19 protein-coding genes and 1 pseudogene are annotated in these 21352 nt (G+C 38.6%); 8 read left to right on the top strand and 12 right to left on the bottom strand.

Annotation, left to right across the window (positions count from 1 at the left end; translation table 11 throughout):
* Positions 1–10 precede the first annotated feature (10 nt).
* Both AZH43_RS04590 and AZH43_RS04585 read left to right on the top strand, forming a co-directional pair.
* Positions 11–1294, top strand: coding sequence for an MFS transporter (locus AZH43_RS04590; protein ID WP_067667069.1), 1284 nt, complete (start codon positions 11–13; stop codon positions 1292–1294).
* A 42-nt stretch (positions 1295–1336) separates the two neighbouring features.
* Complete coding sequence (locus AZH43_RS04585; RefSeq protein WP_227509785.1) at positions 1337–2254, top strand: DMT family transporter; 918 nt, start codon at positions 1337–1339, stop codon at positions 2252–2254.
* A 68-nt stretch (positions 2255–2322) separates the two neighbouring features.
* Here AZH43_RS04585 and AZH43_RS04580 read toward each other — a convergent pair.
* The 3 genes and pseudogenes from AZH43_RS04580 to AZH43_RS04570 form a co-directional block, all read right to left on the bottom strand.
* A pseudogene (locus tag AZH43_RS04580) lies at positions 2323–3554 on the bottom strand (type II toxin-antitoxin system HipA family toxin).
* The gene (locus tag AZH43_RS04575) at positions 3551–3811 is read right to left on the bottom strand and encodes a helix-turn-helix domain-containing protein (RefSeq protein ID WP_067667067.1); all 261 of its coding nucleotides are present in this window, start codon (positions 3809–3811) and stop codon (positions 3551–3553) included. The pseudogene AZH43_RS04580 and the gene AZH43_RS04575 overlap by 4 nt, the downstream one beginning before the upstream one ends.
* A 235-nt stretch (positions 3812–4046) precedes the next feature.
* Positions 4047–4937 carry a LysR family transcriptional regulator gene (locus tag AZH43_RS04570; RefSeq protein ID WP_067667065.1) on the bottom strand — a complete coding sequence of 297 codons (891 nt, stop codon included), beginning with the start codon at positions 4935–4937 and terminating at the stop codon, positions 4047–4049.
* Between the two features lie 149 nt (positions 4938–5086).
* Here AZH43_RS04570 and AZH43_RS04565 point away from each other — a divergent pair, with 149 nt between their 5' ends.
* From AZH43_RS04565 to AZH43_RS04545, 5 genes are all read left to right on the top strand, one after another.
* On the top strand, positions 5087–6124 hold the full coding sequence (locus AZH43_RS04565; protein ID WP_067667063.1) for a cupin domain-containing protein: 1038 nt from the start codon (positions 5087–5089) through the stop codon (positions 6122–6124).
* A 21-nt stretch (positions 6125–6145) separates the two neighbouring features.
* Positions 6146–7366, top strand: coding sequence for a 3-hydroxybenzoate 6-monooxygenase (locus AZH43_RS04560; RefSeq protein ID WP_067667061.1), 1221 nt, complete (start codon positions 6146–6148; stop codon positions 7364–7366).
* Positions 7363–8001 (top strand): maleylacetoacetate isomerase, encoded by a 639-nt coding sequence (gene maiA, locus AZH43_RS04555; protein WP_067667059.1) that lies wholly within the window; start codon positions 7363–7365, stop codon positions 7999–8001. Before AZH43_RS04560 ends, maiA begins: the two co-directional genes overlap by 4 nt.
* A gap of 32 nt (positions 8002–8033) precedes the next feature.
* The gene (locus AZH43_RS04550; RefSeq protein WP_067667057.1) at positions 8034–8738 is read left to right on the top strand and encodes a fumarylacetoacetate hydrolase family protein; all 705 of its coding nucleotides are present in this window, start codon (positions 8034–8036) and stop codon (positions 8736–8738) included.
* Between the two features lie 96 nt (positions 8739–8834).
* The gene (locus tag AZH43_RS04545) at positions 8835–10187 is read left to right on the top strand and encodes an MFS transporter (RefSeq protein WP_067667054.1); all 1353 of its coding nucleotides are present in this window, start codon (positions 8835–8837) and stop codon (positions 10185–10187) included.
* Between the two features lie 436 nt (positions 10188–10623).
* Here AZH43_RS04545 and AZH43_RS04540 read toward each other — a convergent pair whose 3' ends face one another.
* From AZH43_RS04540 to AZH43_RS04515, 6 genes are all read right to left on the bottom strand, one after another.
* Positions 10624–10857, bottom strand: coding sequence for a VF530 family protein (locus tag AZH43_RS04540; protein ID WP_067667052.1), 234 nt, complete (start codon positions 10855–10857; stop codon positions 10624–10626).
* 828 nt (positions 10858–11685) lie between these two features.
* A complete protein-coding gene (locus AZH43_RS04535) occupies positions 11686–12123 on the bottom strand; it encodes a DUF2147 domain-containing protein (protein WP_067667050.1) in 438 nt (145 codons plus the stop codon).
* Positions 12124–12287: 164 nt separating this feature from the next.
* On the bottom strand, positions 12288–13616 hold the full coding sequence (locus AZH43_RS04530; protein ID WP_067667048.1) for an MFS transporter: 1329 nt from the start codon (positions 13614–13616) through the stop codon (positions 12288–12290).
* A gap of 59 nt (positions 13617–13675) precedes the next feature.
* Positions 13676–14524 carry a fumarylacetoacetate hydrolase family protein gene (locus AZH43_RS04525; protein WP_067667045.1) on the bottom strand — a complete coding sequence of 283 codons (849 nt, stop codon included), beginning with the start codon at positions 14522–14524 and terminating at the stop codon, positions 13676–13678.
* A 34-nt stretch (positions 14525–14558) separates the two neighbouring features.
* Positions 14559–16145, bottom strand: a complete 1587-nt coding sequence (locus tag AZH43_RS04520) for a bifunctional 3-(3-hydroxy-phenyl)propionate/3-hydroxycinnamic acid hydroxylase (RefSeq protein ID WP_067667042.1) — start codon at positions 16143–16145, stop codon at positions 14559–14561.
* A gap of 42 nt (positions 16146–16187) precedes the next feature.
* The gene (locus AZH43_RS04515; RefSeq protein WP_067667039.1) at positions 16188–16994 is read right to left on the bottom strand and encodes a VOC family protein; all 807 of its coding nucleotides are present in this window, start codon (positions 16992–16994) and stop codon (positions 16188–16190) included.
* Between the two features lie 148 nt (positions 16995–17142).
* Here AZH43_RS04515 and AZH43_RS04510 point away from each other — a divergent pair, with 148 nt between their 5' ends.
* Positions 17143–17895, top strand: a complete 753-nt coding sequence (locus AZH43_RS04510; RefSeq protein ID WP_067667036.1) for an IclR family transcriptional regulator — start codon at positions 17143–17145, stop codon at positions 17893–17895.
* A 91-nt stretch (positions 17896–17986) separates the two neighbouring features.
* On the opposite strand, the gene AZH43_RS04505 is transcribed toward AZH43_RS04510, so the two are convergent.
* The 3 genes from AZH43_RS04505 to AZH43_RS04495 all read right to left on the bottom strand — a co-directional run bounded on the left by AZH43_RS04505 (position 17987) and on the right by AZH43_RS04495 (position 21341).
* Positions 17987–19177 carry an MFS transporter gene (locus AZH43_RS04505; protein ID WP_081406771.1) on the bottom strand — a complete coding sequence of 397 codons (1191 nt, stop codon included), beginning with the start codon at positions 19175–19177 and terminating at the stop codon, positions 17987–17989.
* Between the two features lie 199 nt (positions 19178–19376).
* Positions 19377–20369, bottom strand: a complete 993-nt coding sequence (locus AZH43_RS04500) for a substrate-binding domain-containing protein (protein WP_067667032.1) — start codon at positions 20367–20369, stop codon at positions 19377–19379.
* A gap of 27 nt (positions 20370–20396) precedes the next feature.
* Positions 20397–21341 (bottom strand): DODA-type extradiol aromatic ring-opening family dioxygenase, encoded by a 945-nt coding sequence (locus AZH43_RS04495; protein ID WP_067667030.1) that lies wholly within the window; start codon positions 21339–21341, stop codon positions 20397–20399.
* Positions 21342–21352: the final 11 nt, after the last annotated feature.

Raw genomic sequence — 21352 nt, 5'->3', positions numbered from 1 at the left:
GAGAAAAATTATGAGTACAGTCATCGAATCTAAAGAAAATGCGTTAAAACGGGTTGCTGCTGCGAGCTTTATTGGAAATTTTGTTGAATGGTTTGATTACGCTACATACGGCTTTTTAGCTACAGTCATTGCTGTTGTTTTTTTTCCTAGCAATGATCCCGCTGTAGCATTGATGTCAGTCTACGCCATCTTTGCTTTGTCTTTTATCGTACGTCCTTTTGGTGGAATATTTTGGGGTTACATTGGCGATAAATATGGACGTAAACAAGCATTGTCCTGGTCAATTATGATTATGACGCTAGCAACCATGTGTATCGCATTGTTACCCAATTACGCATCGATTGGTATTTTTGCACCCACTTTACTTCTTGCATTGCGGATGATCCAAGGTTTTTCTGCCTCAGGTGAATATGCTGGAGCATCGAGTTTTTTAGCAGAATATGCCCCAAAAGGAAAAAAGGGGTTATTTACCAGCTTAGTGCCTGCCAGCACAGCAGCAGGCTTGCTCTTGGGTTCACTTATGGCAGGAGCTATGTTTGCACTAATGTCTGAATCATTTTTACATGAATATGGCTGGAGAATACCATTTTTGTTGGCCGCGCCATTAGGTCTGATTGGGCGCTATATTCGACTTAAACTTGAAGATACTCCTGAATTTCTTACTCATCAAAAGGCTTCTTCTAAAGAAACTTTCCCACTTAAAGCATTATTTACCGACTATCGCCAGCCATTATTTAAAGCTTTTGCTGTTGGATCATTAAATGCGACTGCTTTTTATCTGATCTTTAGTTATATGCCTAACTATTTATCGACCGAATTAGATGTAAATAAAACCCAATCCTTTATTTCCTCGTCTATTTCACTGGCATTCTATATTGTTATTGTCTTTATGATGGGCAAATATTCTGACCAAATTGGGCGTAATAAAATGCTGGTAATGGCATGTCTGGGTTTTATTGTACTGACTTTTCCCTTGTTCTATCTTTTATCAAACAGCTCGTTTATTGGGATTTTAATTATTCAATTGATATTCTGTACTCTGCTTGCAATGAATGATGGAAGTTTACCGGCTTATTTGACAGAACTGTTTCCAGTACATGTTCGATATACTGGCTTCGCCTTTAGCTTTAATACAGCTAATGCTCTCTTGGGTGGAACGGTTCCATTGGTTGCTACGTGGTTAATTCATATCACAGGCAATACCTTATCACCGGCATTCATTCTTATTGTTATTGCAGTATTTAGTATCAGCTCATTGAAAAAAATAAGAAAAATTAAGCTTGTTGCGGTCTAATCTTAAAGATTTAGATCTCGGCAATTTTGCAGGGAAAATAAAATGAATTTGCAATCAAGATCACAATGGTTAGGTGCATTATTGGTTATTTTAGGTGCAGTGGGTTGGGGGACATTAGGCATAGCCAGTTCCCAGTTAGCCGCTGCTGGGTTAAGCAATACTTCGGTGACTGGACTTCGAGTTGTAGGGACATTTATCTGTTTACTGGCTTTACTGCCGTTTATTTATAAGGTTTTAAAGACTCTGCAATTTCAAGACATTCCCAGACTGATACTCCAATCATTGATCGGAATGCTGGGTATGACTTTTTGCTATTTTAATGCGGTACAGTATGTCGGTCCAGCAATTGCTGTGGCTTTACTCTATACCGCACCTATTTGGAGTGTAATTCTTTCGGGTATTTTTCTTAAAGAACCGCTTACGCTTAAGTCTGTTTTACTGACTATTGTTGCTGTTAGCGGAGTTGGCTGTATGATGGTAGGGGAGCACCGACTAAATCTGAATGGAGTGCTTTATGGATTTGCTTCAGGAATTTGCTATGCCATATATGGAGTAATGGGTAAAGGAATTATTGAGCGTTATAGCCCCTCATTTTTACTGTTTAGTTCAATGATGATTAGCGCAGTAGCAATTGTTCCATTTATTGAATTTCAACAAATAGTCGCTTTTAAAGAGCAGCTTAATCTAGCTACATTCAGTGCATGCCTCATGCTGATTATCTTGGGGACATTATTGCCATTTGCTTTATACACACATGGATTAAAATATCTCAAAGCATCACAAGCCTCAATCTATACCATTTTTGAACCACTGACAGCCGTTATATTGGCAACTTTGTTTGCCAATGCTCAATTATCGAGTATACAAATTATTGGAATAGTGCTGATTATTAGTGTTTCATTATTGAATGTGGCATTTAGCAAGGCATCAACCAACGCTGAAAAAGTTTATACAATTTAATATTTTTCAAACCACATATTATATTTATGTAATATGTGGTTGCCTGTATATGAATCACATATTGTTAACTATTCAAATTTCTTCTTTTTATCATGTCGATAATTTTTGCTGCCAGTGCTTGGTGTCATAATGTCTGAGATAGAACGCTCTATAGATGACCGCAATCCATCAAATAGCTGAACTTCATTAGAAGTTTTGAGATAGTTCAATATATTTTCACTAAAAGATTCTATGATTTCTTTGGGATTTCTAATCCTAAATTGATCACTTTCAGCTAGTTTGATGAGATGTGACATATCTGGAAATGCTTTGCTGCCAGACAGTTTGAGCGCCATTTTATTATCAATTGATTCATAAATAAGTGTATGCGTAATATCAAAAGGCGGTGAAAAAAAAATGTTCTTCATATCTGGGGAATATTGCAGCGCAAAGTTTTTAAGATGTGCATCGCCATTGCCAATTAAGCAGTTGAATACGATGTATTTATACATTTTCTCAACTTCAGTCGCACTGCCTGTATATAGATATGTCGCTTTTAATAGTGTTTCATAGCTGCCCGTATATTTTGCATCAGGGTCATTTGACTTTTTCATAAGCGTCGTAAAGTCTTCATAGCCTAGTTTTGTTCCGTCGCAGGCTTTATCAAACCGTTCAACGACATATGTTTCTAGATTTTCAGAAAGATACGTCTGCGGAGGCTCAAGTCCACAATGCCATGCAGCCTGCATACAGACGAATTCATTGACTGTGAGTAATGGAAATTCAGAATCAAATGACTTTACAATTAAATCCCTTTGCTGAACTGTTCTATCCGTTTGAACAGTATTTGCATTCGGGATGCTTACTTTTGGCTGCATCCCGGCCAATGAGTTCCTGAGGTAGTATTTTTCTAATAGTTGTGGGAAAAGAGGTTCATTGCTACGGTAGGATAGAATTTCACTTAAGCTTAAAGATTCAGCTTCGGGTAAATTTAGCTCACTTTTATAAGAGAGCATTCCAATTCCTTGATCACCTTGCAGTGCCAATAAATACATGTCATTGATTTTTGCATATCGGGCAAGTTTTTCTGCAATAAATCGGCGATTAAAGCCTTCTGGGAGGTTTTGAGCAAATATGGGGTGCAATTCCCAGAAGAATAACCATCCATACCTTTTTGGGTCATGGTGAGTGATACATGCTGTGTTTCTTGTGTTGGCTGATAGTGGTGAACTGAACCGTACGTCAATACACCTAATTCATCTTGATTCGCACACACCTTGATATTGGTGATTTTGACAGGAAGATTGGTTTGTATATTCATTCGTCATCCTCATCAAACATACTTTCAATCTCATCCCAATGAGGCAGTGAGTGCTGCTTTGGAGATACATCAAACTGCAAATCTACGGCATCAAGCACACGTTCAAATATGTCAAAAGAACCTGTAAATCTACCATTCTCAATCTCTGAGATAGTGGTTTTATTGATACGAGTCAATTCTGATAATTTTTGCTGTGTATAGCCAAGGGCTTTTCGCTCTCTGCGAACTTTTTTCCCAATTTCTAATCTACTCGCCATAGCAGTTCAACCATAATATATTAGCTATATGGCTAATATATTATGGTAAATTTTAAAAGTTATCTATATGGCTAACATTTGTTTACAACTCTAAGTTAAGGTTAGATTCTCTCTATAGTGGGAGATATTACTCATTATTAGAAAATAAGTTTATTAGCTAAGAATATGTAGCATCGAAACCGGTAATTGATCACTGTTATTTTGGTCGAATTAAGCGTGGAAATGTCAGCAGACATCACTCTGAAAAAAGTTGAAAGCAAACTTGCCTTAACCATTTGTTGTTTGGCATTTGATGTGCACGGGCATGCCAGTGCTGTTTTACCGCATAATTAGGAAGCGGATAAGGAAAAGGAAGCTTTTTTATACCGCCTTGATCCAATAAAAATTGACTTAAATAATCTGGAATCGTGGCAATAGCATCAGTGCCTCTGACCACAGAACCCACACCCAAATAGCTGGGCAACCGAATTAAAATATTGCGGTCTACGCCATATTTTTGCAATTCATGTTCAAGAATATAATGTCCGCCAGTAGCTAAGATATCGATATGCAATTCCTGTTTAAACTGCTCTTCTGATATTTCTAAGCCCGTCAATCGAGGATGATCTCGATTTGCAATGCATACGTAGTATTGCTGAAATAATGTTTGCTGATAGAAGCCAGCTTCCAGCTGAGGAATAAAGCCAATAGCCAAGTCAATCTCGCCAGTGGACATTAAAAGCGGGGTTTGAGTATCGATTGGTGAAATATTCAATCGTATATTCGGGGCATGAATCCTAAAATAGCTCACCAGTTTAGGTAATAAGACTAAGTGACTGATATCAGTCATGCTTATTTTAAATTCATAGCTGGATGAGACTGGATCAAAATCAAAATTATACTGATTGAGCAATTTGAGCTTATTTAAAAACTCGACTGAAATAGGATAAATATCGTTGGCCAGATCAGTGGGTTCCATTGAGTTGCCGACTCGAACAAACAACGGATTATTAAAATGCAGACGCAGTTTGTTCAGCCCAACACTTAAAGTAGGTTGTCCTATTCCTAAGAATTCAGCCGCTTTAGATACACTTCTATGACGATAAATTTCATAAAAAATTTGGACTAGCCTAGAGTCGATATCCATGTTTACCAAACGCTGTATTGATTTAATCAATACAGCGTATTCATTTTAGCTTATGGATGCAAGGGTTCGCAGTTGTTAGATTTAGCTTCAGGGATAGATCAAAAGATGTTTAACAAGAATATCTTTATCAATTAGGAAGAGGCACGCTGATGGAACAATTAGCAACATTAGACGATTTACCGAAACACTATGTAGCAAGTTTGACACAAAAAAATCTTGTACCGCTTTGGCCTAGCTTAAGAAATGTGTTGCCGCCAAATCAGCCAATCCCGTTAACGCAAACAACTGTTTGGCACTTTAACGAAATTAAGCCTTTATTGCTCGAAGCCGGGGAATTAACACCGATTGAAAAAGCAGAACGCCGGGTGCTGGTTTTAGCCAATCCAGGACATGGTTTGGAAAATATGAAAGCTACTTCATCTATTTATTTGGGTATGCAGCTGCTGCTGCCAAATGAATGGGCGCCTTCGCACCGTCATACGCCCAATGCGATACGCCTGATTGTTGAAGGATCAGGGGCTTACACCACCGTTGAAGGCCAGAAATGCCCAATGGAGCATGGCGATTTAATTTTAACTCCATCAGGCTTATGGCATGAGCACGGTCATCACGGTGATGAGCCAGTAATTTGGCTGGATATTCTGGATTTACCTTTGGTTTATTACATGGAAGCCTCTTTTGTAGAAGGTGGGGATGTTCAAAAAGTCATAGGTTTGGATGCAGGCCATCGTTATGCAAAAGGCATTGTCCCAACACTGCATTTCATGCGAGAAAAATCTGATTTCCCGTTATTGCGCTATGCATGGACAGATACTAAACAAGTTCTTGATGCATTAGCGAATGATCCAAGTTACGGCGGCGCAGCGCAGATCAGTTACATCAATCCAGAAACTGGTCATGATTGCCAGAAAATCATTGGCTATTCCGCTATGCGTTTAGCTCCAAAAGAAGTATTGCCATTAGAACGCCGTTCGGCAGCGCAAGTGTTTCATGTCATTCAGGGTGAAATCCAAATTGATATCAATGCACAAAGCCATCAGTTGCAGAAATCAGATACGGCATGCGCGCCATGTTTTGCGCAAATTGATTTAATCAATAATAGCCCAGAGCCAGCTTATATATTTGTTGCAGATGAGTCGCCATTACAGAAAAAACTTGGATTGTATTCAACTCGATCACGTATTTAAATTTTTTGGAAGGAATCAAAAATGTCATTAGACCAACGGCCTATTTTAATCGCAGGCGGCGGTATCGGCGGTTTTGCAGCCGCTTTAGCTTTAGCAAAGCAGGGTTTTAAAATTCAAGTTTTTGAACAGGCACCGGAAATTGGTGAAATTGGAGCAGGCATCCAGCTGGGACCAAACGCGTTCCACGCTTTTGATGCGCTGGGTGTGGGTGAAATAGCCCGCAGTAAAGCGGTCTATACCGATTATATGGTGATGCATGATGCATTAGATGAATATCAAGTTGGAAAAATACCGACAGATGCGGAATTCCGCAAACGTTTTGGAAACCCGTATGCGGTAATTCACAGAGCGGATATTCATGGATCTTTGGTTAAAGGCGCCAATAAAATCGGTGATTTAGAAATTATTACAGACTGTAAAATTGAGTCCGTTATTCAGGATGAAAATCAGGTCACAATTATAGATCAGCATGGTCAACGCTATGTAGGGCAGGCCTTAATTGGCTCAGATGGTGTTAAGTCTGTAGTTCGTGAGACGTTTGTGGGTGATCCAGCATTGGTAACGGGGCATGTTGTTTATCGTGCAGTAGTTTCTAAATCAGAATTTCCAGAGGATTTAAAGTGGAATGCCGCTAGCATCTGGGTCGGGCCAAATTGTCACTTGGTACATTATCCATTGCGCGGCGGAGAGGAATATAACGTTGTTGTGACCTTCCACAGCCGTCATCAAGAACAATGGGGTGTTACAGATGGATCTAAAGAAGAGGTGCTGTCATATTTTGAAGGAATTTGCCCAAAAGCTCGCCAGCTGATTGAATTGCCGAAAAGCTGGAAACGCTGGGCTACAGCAGACCGGGATCCAATTTTTCAGTGGAGTTTTGGCCGGGTGACTTTACTTGGCGATGCTGCGCATCCAACCACACAATATATGGCTCAAGGTGCATGCATGGCGCTTGAGGATGCAGTGACATTGGGTGAAGCGCTACGAGCTTGCAATAATAATATTCAGCAAGCTTTTGATTTATATCAAAAGGCAAGGGTCTCACGTACCGCACGTATTGTGCTGTCTTCACGCGAAATGGGCAAACTTTACCATGCACATGGTGTACAGCGTCTGGTTCGCAACGATTTATGGCGCGGCCGTTCTGCAGCACGGTTTTATGATGCGATGGAATGGCTGTATGGCTGGAATGTTGGAAACTGCTTAGATGCAGCACAAAATTTTCAAGGAAGCGCTGCATGAAACTTTATGGTTTTTTCCGCAGCGGAACATCGCACCGGTTACGAATTGCGCTTAATTTGAAACAGCAGAGCTATGAGCATGCTTTTATTTCTTTAGCGAAAAATCAGCATCACCAAGCTGAATTTAAACAGCTGAACCCGCAAGGGCTGGTTCCAGTGATTGAAACTGAACAAGGAATTCTGACCCAAAGCCCTGCCATTTTAGAATGGCTAGAAGAGGAATATCCTGAGCCAGCTTTATTGCCCCAAAACAGTTTTGATAAAGCGTATGTCAGGTCGCTGGCTGCAATAGTGGGTTGTGATATCCACCCAATCAATAACAAGCGTATTTTGGAATATTTACGTCATGAACTGCAGCAAGATGAAATCCAGATTATGGCTTGGTGCACAAAATGGATTTCTGAAGGCTTTGCTGCCTTAGAAACCAAATTACAAGCCGATACTAGGCGTACTCAGTTTTGTTTTGGTCAAACAGTTTCTTTAGCGGATGTATATCTCATTCCGCAAGTGGAATCGGCTAAACGCTTCAATGTCGATTTAGCACCATATCCAATCATTGCTTCTATCTACGAACATTGCATGCAATTGCCAGCTTTTCAAAAAGCAAGTCCTTCCCAGCAAGCTGATGCGATTTAAAAACTATTCATTTTCTAAATAAGGTTATTTATATGTCTTTTGTTTTAGAACCAATCCAAACGGCAGCATTGCCAGTTGTAGATACTGAACAAAAATTTCCAGTACGCCGGGTTTATTGTGTTGGGCGCAATTACGCCGCGCATGCCCGTGAAATGGGTTTTGATCCAGACCGTGAACCGCCATTTTTTTTCTGCAAACCAAATGATAAAGAATCCATTGTTCCAGTACCTGCAAATACCGCTGTCAATATTCCTTATCCAGTACAAACGGCAAACTATCATTATGAAATTGAGCTGGTAGTTGCCATTGCCAAAGACGGTAAGGACATTGCCGTAGAAGATGCTGCTAATTACATTTTTGGCTATGCCGTAGGGTTAGACATGACCCGCCGTGATTTGCAAATGGCGATGCGTGAAAAAGGCCGCCCATGGGAAGTTGGAAAAGCATTTGATTTTTCAGCGCCTATTGGCCCAATTCATCCAATTTCAGCGACTGGAGAAATTAATAAAGCTGATATTTCTCTAAAAGTTAATGGTAAAGAAAAGCAGCAGAGTGATGTCAGCCATTTAATTTGGTCAGTGTCTGAAACGATTGCAAATTTATCTTCATTGTTTGAGCTGAAAGCAGGGGATTTGATTTTTACCGGTACGCCTGAAGGGGTCGGTGCAGTAGTAAAAGGCGATGTTATGAAGGCAGATATAGCGGGCCTGACCGGCATTACCGTTAATGTAGTGTAGCCCATAAGTCGGGATGATTTATTTAAATTGGATAAATCATCTCTTTCTTTGCAAGGAAGATGAAAAAGCATTGCAATACATTTAAAGGGAGTTTTTATGTCACAAGCAGGAAAGGCAGTCGACGTACAGAGTTTTATTGATGGTAATCCATTATCTTCTGCACAAAAAATAATTATTTGGCTCTGTTTTATTATCGTCGCTATTGATGGTTTTGATACGGCAGCAGTGGGGTTTATTGCACCAGCATTGAAAACTGAGTGGGCATTACAGGCCACTGATCTGGCGCCTTTATTTGGCGCAGGCTTATTTGGATTAATGGCAGGGGCACTGATTTTTGGGCCTTTAGCCGATAAAGTGGGTCGTAAACCCATTTTAATTGGCTCAGTATTGGTTTTTGGAATTGCCAGTATTGCTGCAGCTTATAGTGCAGATATTAATTCTCTTATTATCTGGAGATTTATTACTGGTCTAGGGCTAGGTGGGGCCATGCCGAATGCGATAACACTAACCTCTGAATATAGCCCTGCACATCGGCGTTCTAATTTAGTCACGCTCATGTTTTGCGGCTTTACCATTGGATCGGCATTAGGAGGAATACTTTCAGCACAATTATTGCCAAAAGTAGGATGGAGCGGAATCTTAATGATTGGAGGAATAGCGCCCTTAGCTGTAATTCCCTTGTTAATTCTATATCTTCCTGAGTCTTTAAGGTTCTTAGTGCTAAAAGATAAAGCCAGAGATAAAATTGAAAAAATTGCGCATCAAATAGCGCCGCATCTTCAAACTTTGCCAATTTTAGTCACTGCACCTAATGAAAAGAATCAAGCTAGTATGCGTGATTTATTCAGCCGTAAATATGCTGTAGGCACATTATTGATTTGGTTAACTTTCTTTATGAGTTTACTTATTATTTATCTTATCTCTAGTTGGATGCCGACCATGCTCACCAGTCATGGCTTTAATTTAGAAAATGCATCTTGGGTAACTTCTGTTTTTCAAGTGGGCGGAACCATAGGCGCTATAGTTATTGGGTATCTTATGGATAAGCTGGATTCGACCAAAGTGCTCAGCTGCGCCTATCTTTTAGGTGCAGTATTTCTCATCTGTTTAGGCTTTGGCATAGAAAATGCGTGGATGCCCTTGCTTCTTTTAGGCATGTTTGGCGTAGGGGTAGGGATCAGCGGATCACAAGTTGGCGTTAATGCATTTTCATCTAGTTTTTATCCAACCCAATGCCGTGCAACAGGAGTGAGCTGGGCAAATGCAGTCGGCCGCAGCGGTTCCGTTGTCGGCTCATTGAGCGGCGGATGGCTGATGTCATTAAATTTATCTGTCCTTGAAATATTGACTCTTTTGGCTGTTCCAGCGGTATTTGCTGCATTTTCGCTTTATCAGCTAAAACGGATGAAACAAGCCTCATTAAAAACTGAATATTCTGTCGTATCATAAGCTTATTGAAACAGTGGGTTAAAAATATATTGAAATATGAATAAAGCATACTTTGATCGAGAGTATGCTTTATTCATCATGGGTTGATAATGCAACCCGAAGTTAATTTATAATGCTTATGTTGACTCACGGATTTCTGCATAACGTATATTATGTTCATTAAGATACTTCACTGGAGAGATTAACATTGAGCTAAATCTCTCCAGTGAAGTTGCGGCGGCAGACAGTGTTGTGCAGGCCGCAATCTCGGATATCCTATTTAACTTATGTTTACCTAAATTCTATTTCATAATTAATATTCATAAATTCAATAGCTTACATAACTAAAAATAACTTATAAAATATTTGGTTCATGAACCTAGCTACGAATACATAGTTTCCTACTAAAAAGTCTTAAGAATAGACTAAATTTGCCTATGCTGAGTTTTGATAGCTACTATTTCTGTTTGGCTTTTTGGCGCAAGACATACAAATATAAACTTTCTACTTTTTCACGTGCCCATGGTGTGGTACGCAAGAATCGCAATGATGACTTAACACTTGGATCTATGCAAAAACATCTAATTTCAATTTTACGACTTAAGCCTTCAAAGCCATCGTAGTAATCCAATAATTCATCCAAAATGTCAGCAAGTTTCTTGCCGTGTAGAGGGTCATTGGAGGCGTTCATAATAGATCAACCATATTTTGGGAGGCCATCATTATAACCTGAGCTAGTTGAAAAATAAGAGGGTTGGAATTTAAGTGTAATTAACATAAAAAATTACAGCTTATTTTCTAGTTAACTTTTTTCTAAATATAAATTAGTCAAATTCTAATAAGTAAGTAGTCATTGTAAACAACATATGAGTAGGCAACTTGCATAATATTCTATTTAACTTATGTTCACCTTAAGTCTAATTCATAAATATTTTTAAAGAACAAAAGTTCATGAATCTTTTGAATTTATTAGACAACCTCTATTTTTTCAGAAATTTCTGGTAGTCCAATCATACTTTACTTTGTAACATTCATAGAAGTTACATAGGGTGAATGAGCTAGGTGAAGTTAATTTAACTTTAGAAAAATTTATGAATTAGCAAGAGCATTAGATGTGTCTGCTAAAGATTTATTACCTGATTAAAATATTTTAAATGAGAAATTTAAATATATTCTTTATTTCTAAACTGTGATGGAGTTAGTTTAGTCCATTTTTTGAACGTTCTACTGAGAGCAGCCCAGTTATACGAGAGCTAATTGGTTGTACGATAGATTTTTGGGGTTGGCTTCTTAATTTTGAAATTATATTGCTGAAGAAACTATTAATAATAGGTTTGTGCAACAAAGCCCTTTATCAGCTAAAAAGGATGAAACAAGCCTAATTAAAAACTGAATATTCTGTCGCATCATAAGTTTATTGAAACAGTAGTTTAAAAAATTATATTGAAATATGAATAAAGCATACTTTAATTGAGAGTATGCTTTATTCATCAGTGGAGTGTCGAAGAAACAGAAAGCTCTACTTTTTTCGTACCCATGTCACACTTCTGCTGGATTGATCGGGATCAGATGAATTACGTAAAATCATAGTATTGCCATATTTAATGAGCTTTCCATGTATGGATACCTTTTTTGATTTTTTTACAAATGGGTTGATTATGTAACCCGAAATTAATTTATAAGGATCATTAGGATCTTGTTTAAGGTCATGTAATAAATAAAAACCTTTCAATGCACTCAAATCCTGATTGGGATGATTTGGAGGATTAAATGCTTGAATAATATAACCCTGGTAAAGATTGGGCGCTGATTCTGTAATTTTAACATGAACCATTTTGTAGCCTGTCTTTTCATCCATTGAATCCCATTCACCAGTGATATTTATAGTATCAGCAGCAAATATTAATGACGGAATAGATGTAATAAAAATTATTGATAAAATCCTTTTTAATCTCATATTTTCCTCGTATTCAAGTTTAAGTAATATGACAAAATTTATGCTTCAACAGCATTATTTATTGGAATCCAAAATAGATTTAAATCATAAAGAAAATTTAAATACTATAAATAATGGTTTCTACAACATGCCTAATATTCAGCTTAGTTCATTAATTTGCGTGATTAAACCAATACTGGAATGCCAGTTTTACTTTTCCTTTTTAAAATATAAAGCGTTGTTGATGCAATCAATGTTGGAATTGCGAGTAAAGAAAGGATTGTCACAATATCTAAATCGAGGCCCATTAAACATCCGCCAACAAAGGAACCTGCAACAGAGCCGCTGCGTCCAATAGCATTTGCCCAACTGACACCCGTTGCTCTGCAATTGGTCGGATAGAAATTTGCGGCATAGGCATTTAAACCGGTTTGTGCACCACTGATAAAAAAGCCAACGGCAAAAATTCCGAGTATGAGCAATAGAATGCTGTGGCTGAAAATCCCACTGATAATTACTGAGATAGCACCAAGGGTATATGCGATAGATAAAATTTTATTTCCACCAAATTTATCCATCCAATATCCAAGTAGAATTGATCCTATTGTTCCGCCAATTTGAAAGACTGAAGTGACAATAGATGCACTTTTTAGTGATATTCCAGTATTGGTCAGTAGCGTTGGCAACCAACTTGAGATCAAATAAATCACCATAAGGCTCATAAAATAAGTGAGCCAAATCAGAATGGTGCTACTTGAAAATTGCACACTAAAAAGATCTTTAATTGATGATGTCGCTTTTTCAGCATGATTCGCATAAAGCTTCGTCAGTTTTTCTGATGCAGGTGCTAACTTTTGGACAAGTGTATTAATTTCGAGTTGAGGGTGTTGTTTGAGTACTTTAAAACGAAGCGATTCTGGAATATAAAAATAGAAAATTGGGAGCAAAATTAAAGGTAAAAAACCACCGATAAAGAAAATACCTCGCCATCCAATCATCGGTATAAGTTGAGCTGAAACAAGACCGCCCAGTGCTGAGCCTATGGTAAAGCCACAAAACATCAGTGTCACAAAGAATGATTTTTTTGTTGATGGACAGTATTCTGACATCAAAGTAATGGCCGATGGCATTGCACCGCCTAAACCAATGCCTGTAATCAATCTGAGCAACAGCAGAATAGTAAAATTGGGGGAAAATGAAGAAATAAGACTACCTAGTCCAAATAATAAAATAGAAAGTAATAAGATTTTTTTGCGACCAATACGATCTGCCAAAGGGCCAAAAAAGAGAGCGCCGAGCGTTAAGCCAATGAGTCCTGATGCAAAAAGTGTTGCCATTTGTGACGGTGTTATTGTCCAGTCTATTTTCAAAATAGGAGCAATAAAACCGATGGATGCGGTATCAAAACCATCAATAGCAACAATGGTAAAACACAACATGAGTAAAACTTTCTGGACCCATCCAAAAGGAATTGAATCTATAAATTCCTGAACTTCCATATTTTTCAGAGACATCCTATCTCCTCCATTGTAGATTTTATAAAGAAAGAGGCCATAAGAGGCCTCTTATTTTTTTAACCAATTGCAACGGTATTACGCAGCACACCAATTTTATCGATGTTGATTTCGATGTGATCACCTTCTTTCATAAATATGGGTGGATTACGCTTCGCACCTACACCTGAAGGCGTTCCCGTAACAATCACATCTCCTGGATTCAAAGTGAGAAAAGTTGAACAATATTCAATTAATTCTGGAATTGGGAAAAGCATTTGTGATGTATCGCCCTGTTGCATGATTTGATCATTAAGGCGGGTGGTTACAGTAATGATTTCACCATCTGCAATTTCATCACGCGTTACCAAATAAGGGCCGAAACTACCTGTACTGGCAAAGTTTTTCCCTGGGCCAAACTGTTGTGTATGCCATTGCCAGTCACGTACTGAACCATCGTTGTAGCAACTGTAGCCTGCGACATAATCCCACGCTTCATTTTGCTTGATGCGGCGACCAGATTTACCAATCACGATCGCAATTTCACCCTCATAATCCAACATATCGGATTCAAAAGGTTTCAGTAAGGGTTGTAAATGTGCAGTTTGAGATTCAGGGTAGCGCATAAAGACAGAAGGGTGGTCAGTCTTCGCGCGATTGGTTTCAACACGATGCGCTTCGTAGTTATGACCAATACAGAAAATTTTACCTGGATTCGGGATAACAGGCAGTAATGTCACTTCAGCATGAGAATATGAAATAGGGGCTGATTGAGCATACTTTCGAATTTCATCTAGCGCTTCAGCAGATAAAGCACTTTTTAAATCTGGATATCTCTGCCCAAATTTTGTTAATAAATCAATAATGCCATGATCTGTATAAATACCAAATGAATCTGTACCTGCATAATTAAAACTGACTAATTTCATAAAATTTTCCTAAATAATATTGATGTCAAATAAATTAAACCGCTAAGGCTGGCTGAGAAATTGTTTGTGGCCTATCGAATATAAAATCTGTTGCGCAAATGGCTTGATAGCTGTATCGATCTGGTCGAATAATGAGTGCTTCAGCATTGAGTTGATTTAAAATATTGCCCAGTGAACCCGTAAAATCTCGGACTAAACTAAAGTTTTTTGGTACTTGAATATCCATGAAATCTTCATCTTTACTCAGCAATGCAACGAATTTAAATGGAAGATTTTTAGGGACTAATTTCTCAATAGAATTGAAAAATTCTTCAGTTGCCCATCCAATCATCGCAAAACCATTTCCAAGATATTCGTCCAAGAGCTGGGTCTGTCCTTGTTTATCGATCACTTGCGGTTGAGGAATGAGCTGTGCAAATTGATGTTTGGCTTGATTAATAAACCAACCATTTTCAAAATGCGGCTTAGGTTTAAATTTCAGCTGTAAAATATAATCTTTGCACGCAGGAATCTGGCAGGCGGCACGCAATCCATTTTGCATAAAAAAAGCACTTAAACGGCTTTTCGGCTGCATGAATGCACCAATTTGCAAAGCCATCTTAATCAGTGCAGCTGCATGTGGCTTTCGTTCTGACTCATAGCTGTCGATTAAACTTTCAGGCTGCTGCCATTTTAGAACCGCAGCCAATTTCCATGCTAAATTGCTTGCATCACGAATACCGCTATTTAGCCCTTGACCTGCAAAGGGCGGAGTAAGATGCGCGGCATCACCTGCAAGTAAAACACGATTTTTCTTCCATGAAGATGCGATTCGTGCATGAAATCCATAAATGGCTTTACGTACTAAAGGTAAACGAGAGTCTTCAGGAACACGTGCACGAATCCAGTTACGGAAAACATCTTCACGCAACACATCCTGATCGCTATCGTCTGGATGCAACATAAATTCATATCTTAGTGTTTTATCTGGACCCGGCAGGCGGATTGCCGGGCGTTCAGGATCGCAATAGGTATTTGTGTGTCTTAAACTGCTTTTCCGTCCAGCCAAGTCAACTATCAACCATTTTTGTGGGTAAGTTTGTCCATCTAATACAACATTCAATAAATCGCGGACGAGGCTTCGACCACCATCACAGCCCACAACCCATTTTGCTTGAATTTTTAATGCATCTTGCGTTGCATTTTCAACATGACACACCACCGATGAACCTAAATCTTCAATAGTGTTGAGTTGATGGTTAAATAAAATAGACGCATTTTTTTGAGTTGCTAAATGCTCAACCAACAATTTAACTAAATCGGGTTGACGAAAAGCATTACGCTTTGGATAACCATATTCTTGACCTGCAGGCATAATTTCTGCCAAAGGCTTATTATTTCTATCGTAATATTTAACGCCATAACCCAAAACAATCTGTTCGCTAAACTTTTTAGCTAGCCCAATGTGTTGTAGGCTTCTTAAACTTTCATCGTCAATTGAAACAGCGCGAGGCTCTATTTCATAGGTCGCATTTTTTTCAAGGACTAATGTTTCAACGCCATAGCTTGCCAACATATTTGCAAGCATTAATCCGACTGGACCTGCACCGATAATCAGCACTTCGGTTTGAATTGTTTCCATTCTTTATATTCCCTAATCACTATGTTTTGATTGACGTTGTGATTAACAACGCATAATCGCAACACCCCATTGATTGAGTGTAAGAGGATGGTGTTTCCAAATACCGACAGGACGATTTGGCGTGCATTGTTCGAGTTCTGCTGAAATTTCCCCCATGTTGCCATCTGCATCTTTAATCATGAAAAAGGTGTCATTGCCAGGGCCGTGACGACCAATGCCCCACGCAAGTTCAATTTCACTTTTTGCCATATGATCTGCCCATTTTTTCATTCCAGACCAATCTTGAATTTCACATGAGAAATGATCAAAGCGATTGATTGGGGATTTAAAAATGGCAAAAGAATGGTGTTCGTGATCGGTACGAATAAAAATGGCAGTTAACTGTTTATTTTCATTATAGACACGGTCGGAAATGGTAAATCCAAGTGTGTTTTCATAAAAATCACTTAAAGCATCAATATCAATGGCACGCACAGCAAAATGTTGTAAACGAAGAGATTCGGCGTCATCTGTGATTGAATCATCATTGATGGAAAAATGAATGATATGTCCTAAAGGATTTTTGACAGTAAATTCTGTTGTAGAAAGGTCATTAATCTCGATTTTTCCTTCAATCAATTGACGATAATCATCAAAAGCAGTTTTTGAATTGAAGACATAATCGGTTTGATAGAGTTGTCCAGATTCACCATGTTTAAATTCGAGCTGGACTTGATCCGCTTGGCAAACAAATTGATTTTTTGTGGTTAAATTTTCTAATTGAAATGCTTTAGCATAATGCTCTGCAAGCTCAGCAGGGATATTGCTGGTCAATATCAATTTTTTTAGTCGTGCGCCAATTTCTTGCATGAGAATCTCCTTTTTCAACCAATGATTGGTGATGCCTTGATTGTGAAAGATCGCGGTACAATTTAATTATTCATTCTTATATATTGAGAAAAAATAAAAATATAATTATAGTTAATTGAATTTTAAATATTATTTAATTGGAATATGGATGTCTAAATTACATAATTTTGCGACACTACTTTCGCTATTTAAACAGCACACTTATATTGATGTGGAAATGGTAAAAACTGAATTACAGTTATCTACAGCCTCTGCATATCGTTATTTAGCTGACTTTGAAGCCATTGGATTGCTAGAAAAAAAGACTCCTTCAAATTACATCTTGGGTCCATTGGTTATTGAGTTAGATCGCAATATCAGAGCAAATGATCCATTAATTCAGTCTGCGCATAATTTGATGAAAGGCCTTGCGGATGTTTATCAAAATGCCGTAATTGTCTTATCGAGATTATATGGTGACGATAAGGTTCTATGTGTCCATCAGGTTCAAGGTGTGAAATGTGATCTTAATATTAGCTATGAGCGTGGTAAATCCATGGCAATTTTTAAAGGTGCGACCTCAAAATCCATATTGGCATGGCTTGAGCCAGAGAGAATAAAAGAAATTTTTTTGCAAAATAAATCAGAAATTTTAAATTTAAAACACAGCCAAAATTATTCGGCATTTGAAAAGTCTTTGCTTGAAATTCGAAAGAATAAAGTTTGTATTACTTATAGCGAGCTAGATGAACAAGTGTATGGTATTGCTTCCCCCATTTTTTTTAAAAATAAATCGATCGGAAGTTTAAGTATCGTGATTCCAGATCAGAACATGGAACAGTTAAATTTAAAGAAAATCGGCGATAAAGTGTATAGAAGTAGCTTGCAAATTGAAGCCAAGATGGAAGTGGCCGAAATGTAACAAGAAGAGGACTTATTCATATTACAAAGCCATGCTTGTTAAATGGCTTTGTAGGTTCGAATAGTGTAATAGTACTGATTCTTTTAGAATATCAGTGCAGTTTTGCTGTTAATTCGGCTTGTTCGATTCTGTCAGCATGATGGCGAAGCACAATTTTTTTGGTAAAAATTGCCATTAATACAACAAAAATATCTAAAATAACGCTCAGATAGGCAATTGATTCAAATCCGATAAATTTCACCAATGTACCTGCCACGATTGGCCCAATTGCAGCACCAACCATTAACATTGCTGGTGTTGCTGCAACAGCACGACCCGTTGGATCAAGGCGAGCTAAAAGTCCAAAAGCAAAGGTGTGAATAAAGAGGATTGTAAATGCCATCATTGGGCCAGCCAAAGCATAAATTAAAAATTCATGTGAATGTGTGACAAGTAAGGAAAAGATTGCCTGAAAAATTGGACCAATAATAATAACGGCAAAGACGTTTAAGCGTTTTTCTAAAAGTGCCGCGATCGTGGTTGGAAATAAGGTTAAAACACCATAAAAAATCAGTGCATGATTGACAGATTCTTGACCAAAACCACGTTCTAGTCCAATTTTTGCAAAGAAACTGACTGTCATCGCTTGAATCATCGCAAGTAGCCCCACGCCAAACATACAAATCCAAACGGCTTTACCCAAAGGTGGCAATTGAAGTGAACTTTGGCTTTGGTCTGTATGAATTGAAGTATCGACTTTAGGAAAAAAAAGACCACATGCTAGTGTTGCTAAAAGCATGACTGAGGCGAGGACAAAAAACATTGTTTGTCCTCCAAATTGTTGGATCAACTGCGGTGTGCTACTAAGTAAAAGGATACCCAAAATCCCAATCGCTAAACCAGCAATACCAAAAGTACGATGAGGGTTTGATGTGCGTCCCATTGTACCGTGTGTAACGCTGAGTGCTGTTCCTGCAGAAATACCACCTAGAAAGTGCAAACCTGCTAAAAGTGGAAAACTGGTATTAATACCCGATAAAAACAAAGCGATACATGCAATCGCAAATCCACTTGCTGCTACAAGTTTGACATTTAATCGATTAAAGCGAGGTGCCAAACAAATACTTGCACCTGCAGCACCGATCAAAAACAAAGTGGCCAAACCACCTGCTTGTTGTGGATCGAAATGATACGATGTAATGAGTGTTGTCACCCAGATTGGAAGGGCAACCAGATCAATCATACCTGCGCAGTGAGCGATCATAAGGGTAATGAAACCACGTTTACTATCTATACTACTCATTCTTATCTCCTTTGAAGAATGACTTAAATCTTGCGATTTATGTTTTGCGCTATTTTTCCGTAATAGCGTATTTTCTTAAATTTATAATTTTATTTTTGAATGACTTAGATATGAATTGATGGACATATCTAAATCAATTCAGGGTTAATTCAACCTTTAAAAATCAACCCATGCAGATATACTTGAAGTGAAACATTAATTAAATTTTGAAAGATTCCAATGTTTCTGGCGCAAACAATTCATGCGGCTGTAATAACCGTTTCGATAGACCTTGCTCATAGTGGTAGCGCAGGAATGTGGTTAGCGAGTCTTTGTTTTTGTCAAAACCGTATGGCCAAAAATCTGCACCCATTTCCGCTTTAACTTGTTCTACATGAGATGTAAGCCAAGGCAGCATAGCTTTAAGCGCTGTCGCCTCATTCAGATCTTCATAAGTCTGCTGTTGAGATGCGGTTAAAGCTTTTGTTAATGATTGCGCAATCCAAGGATTTTCAAGATAGACTTCACGCCGGATTGCAACAGTATGCATAATTGGAAAAATCGCGGTTTCTTTAAAATAATTGCGTTCAACGGTCTCGTAATCTTCAAATAAGCGCTTTACTTTACCGCCACCATTGATAAAGGTTGATGGTGTTCTGGCTGTATAAAGCGCATCAATCTCACCATCCAATAACATTTGAGAAAGTGTCTGAGTTGGCCCGATGCTGTGCACTTTAATATTTTCAGGTAAATCCAATTTCAGTTTTTCAGGACGGCCCGGTTCTTCTTCTCCACCTGTAAAATAGGTGACGCTGTCTACTGGTACACCATAATGGTCAGACAAAATTCCGCGAATCCATGTAGGAGCCGTCATTTGATATTCAGGATTACCAATTTTTTTACCAATTAAATCTTTGGGTTCTTTAATTCCTGAATCGGCATTGACATAAATGCATGAATGTCTAAACATGCGTGATGGAAAAATAGGAATCGCAATAAAAGGGGGATTCTCTTGATGCAATGAAACAGTATAAGAAGACAGAGACATTTCAGAAGCATCAAACTCCTTATTCCTCAACATTCTGAAAAAAGTTTCTTCTACAGGCATTTCGAGATAATTCAGATCAATCCCATCAGCTTGCACATCTCCTAATTGCAAGGCGCGTGTGCGGTCATAATTCCAGCAAGCAAAAGATAATTTACGCTTAGACATGATTTTCTCCTCAAGATTAATTTTGTGCTACGCTAATTTAAATTCGCCAAGGGCAATGCCAGTAAGCCAGGGAGCCGCCGGCTGGTAACTCAAGATGCTCATCCCTTTGTCGCCGACGGCACCCGAAACAGCAATCCAATTGCGTACTTCCTGACCGCCATTTCCAGCGCGCTCGGCAATATATTCAGAAGTCATTTTGAGTAAGGGCTCAACATTACCGTCTTCGAGATGTTTGAGAAAATTTTCGTCAAACTCGGCATTGATTGCTGTTGAACCTTGATCTGAATTTCGGACTTCGTTGACCCGTTTGATGATCAGTTCACTTAAACGTTTTGCATTGGAACCTTCAGAAATCAATTCAGCCATTTCTTCTTCTTCTGGTGTTGAGGGCTGTAGCGGATCAGGAATTGGAAGGAAATGTGATAATCCGCCTGTCCCTAGGATGCCCACACGTAAATTTTCATCCCAATTTTTGACAACATGAGCAATTGCCTGCCCTAAATGATGTGACCGTTCCATCGAAATTAAAGGTGGTGCAATCGAATTCAAACGAATCGGAATGATGGGAATCTCTTGGGCATCCATCAGATAAATTGGGCTCGCAGTACCGTGGTCAGGAGATAATGAGTTTGACCAAGCCATGTCAAATCCTTGATCGATTAAATCTTTTGTTAATTGCAATGACAATTTTTTATTGCCAGGCAAGGTCATGATTGGGACACCGCCGTCACCAAAAGTTTGATATTGATCTGCAATGCCCACGCATAAAGCAGGCATATTTTTTGGGGTGAAATATGCGTAATGATCACCATACAAAATAATTAAAACATCAAGCTTAGACGCTTTAAGTGAATCCGCCAGTTGGTCAATTGCAGGGTAAATATCCTTGTCTTGTGCCTCAGGCAAAGCATCGCGGCTGCGATGCATTTGCGCGGTATGAGACATGGCAGCTGCGAAACAGATTTCAGCCATTCTTATTTCCT

The sequence above is a fragment of the Acinetobacter pragensis genome, from assembly GCF_001605895.1.
Classification (GTDB): domain Bacteria; phylum Pseudomonadota; class Gammaproteobacteria; order Pseudomonadales; family Moraxellaceae; genus Acinetobacter; species Acinetobacter pragensis.
This window is presented reverse-complemented; position numbering and strand designations above follow the sequence as displayed.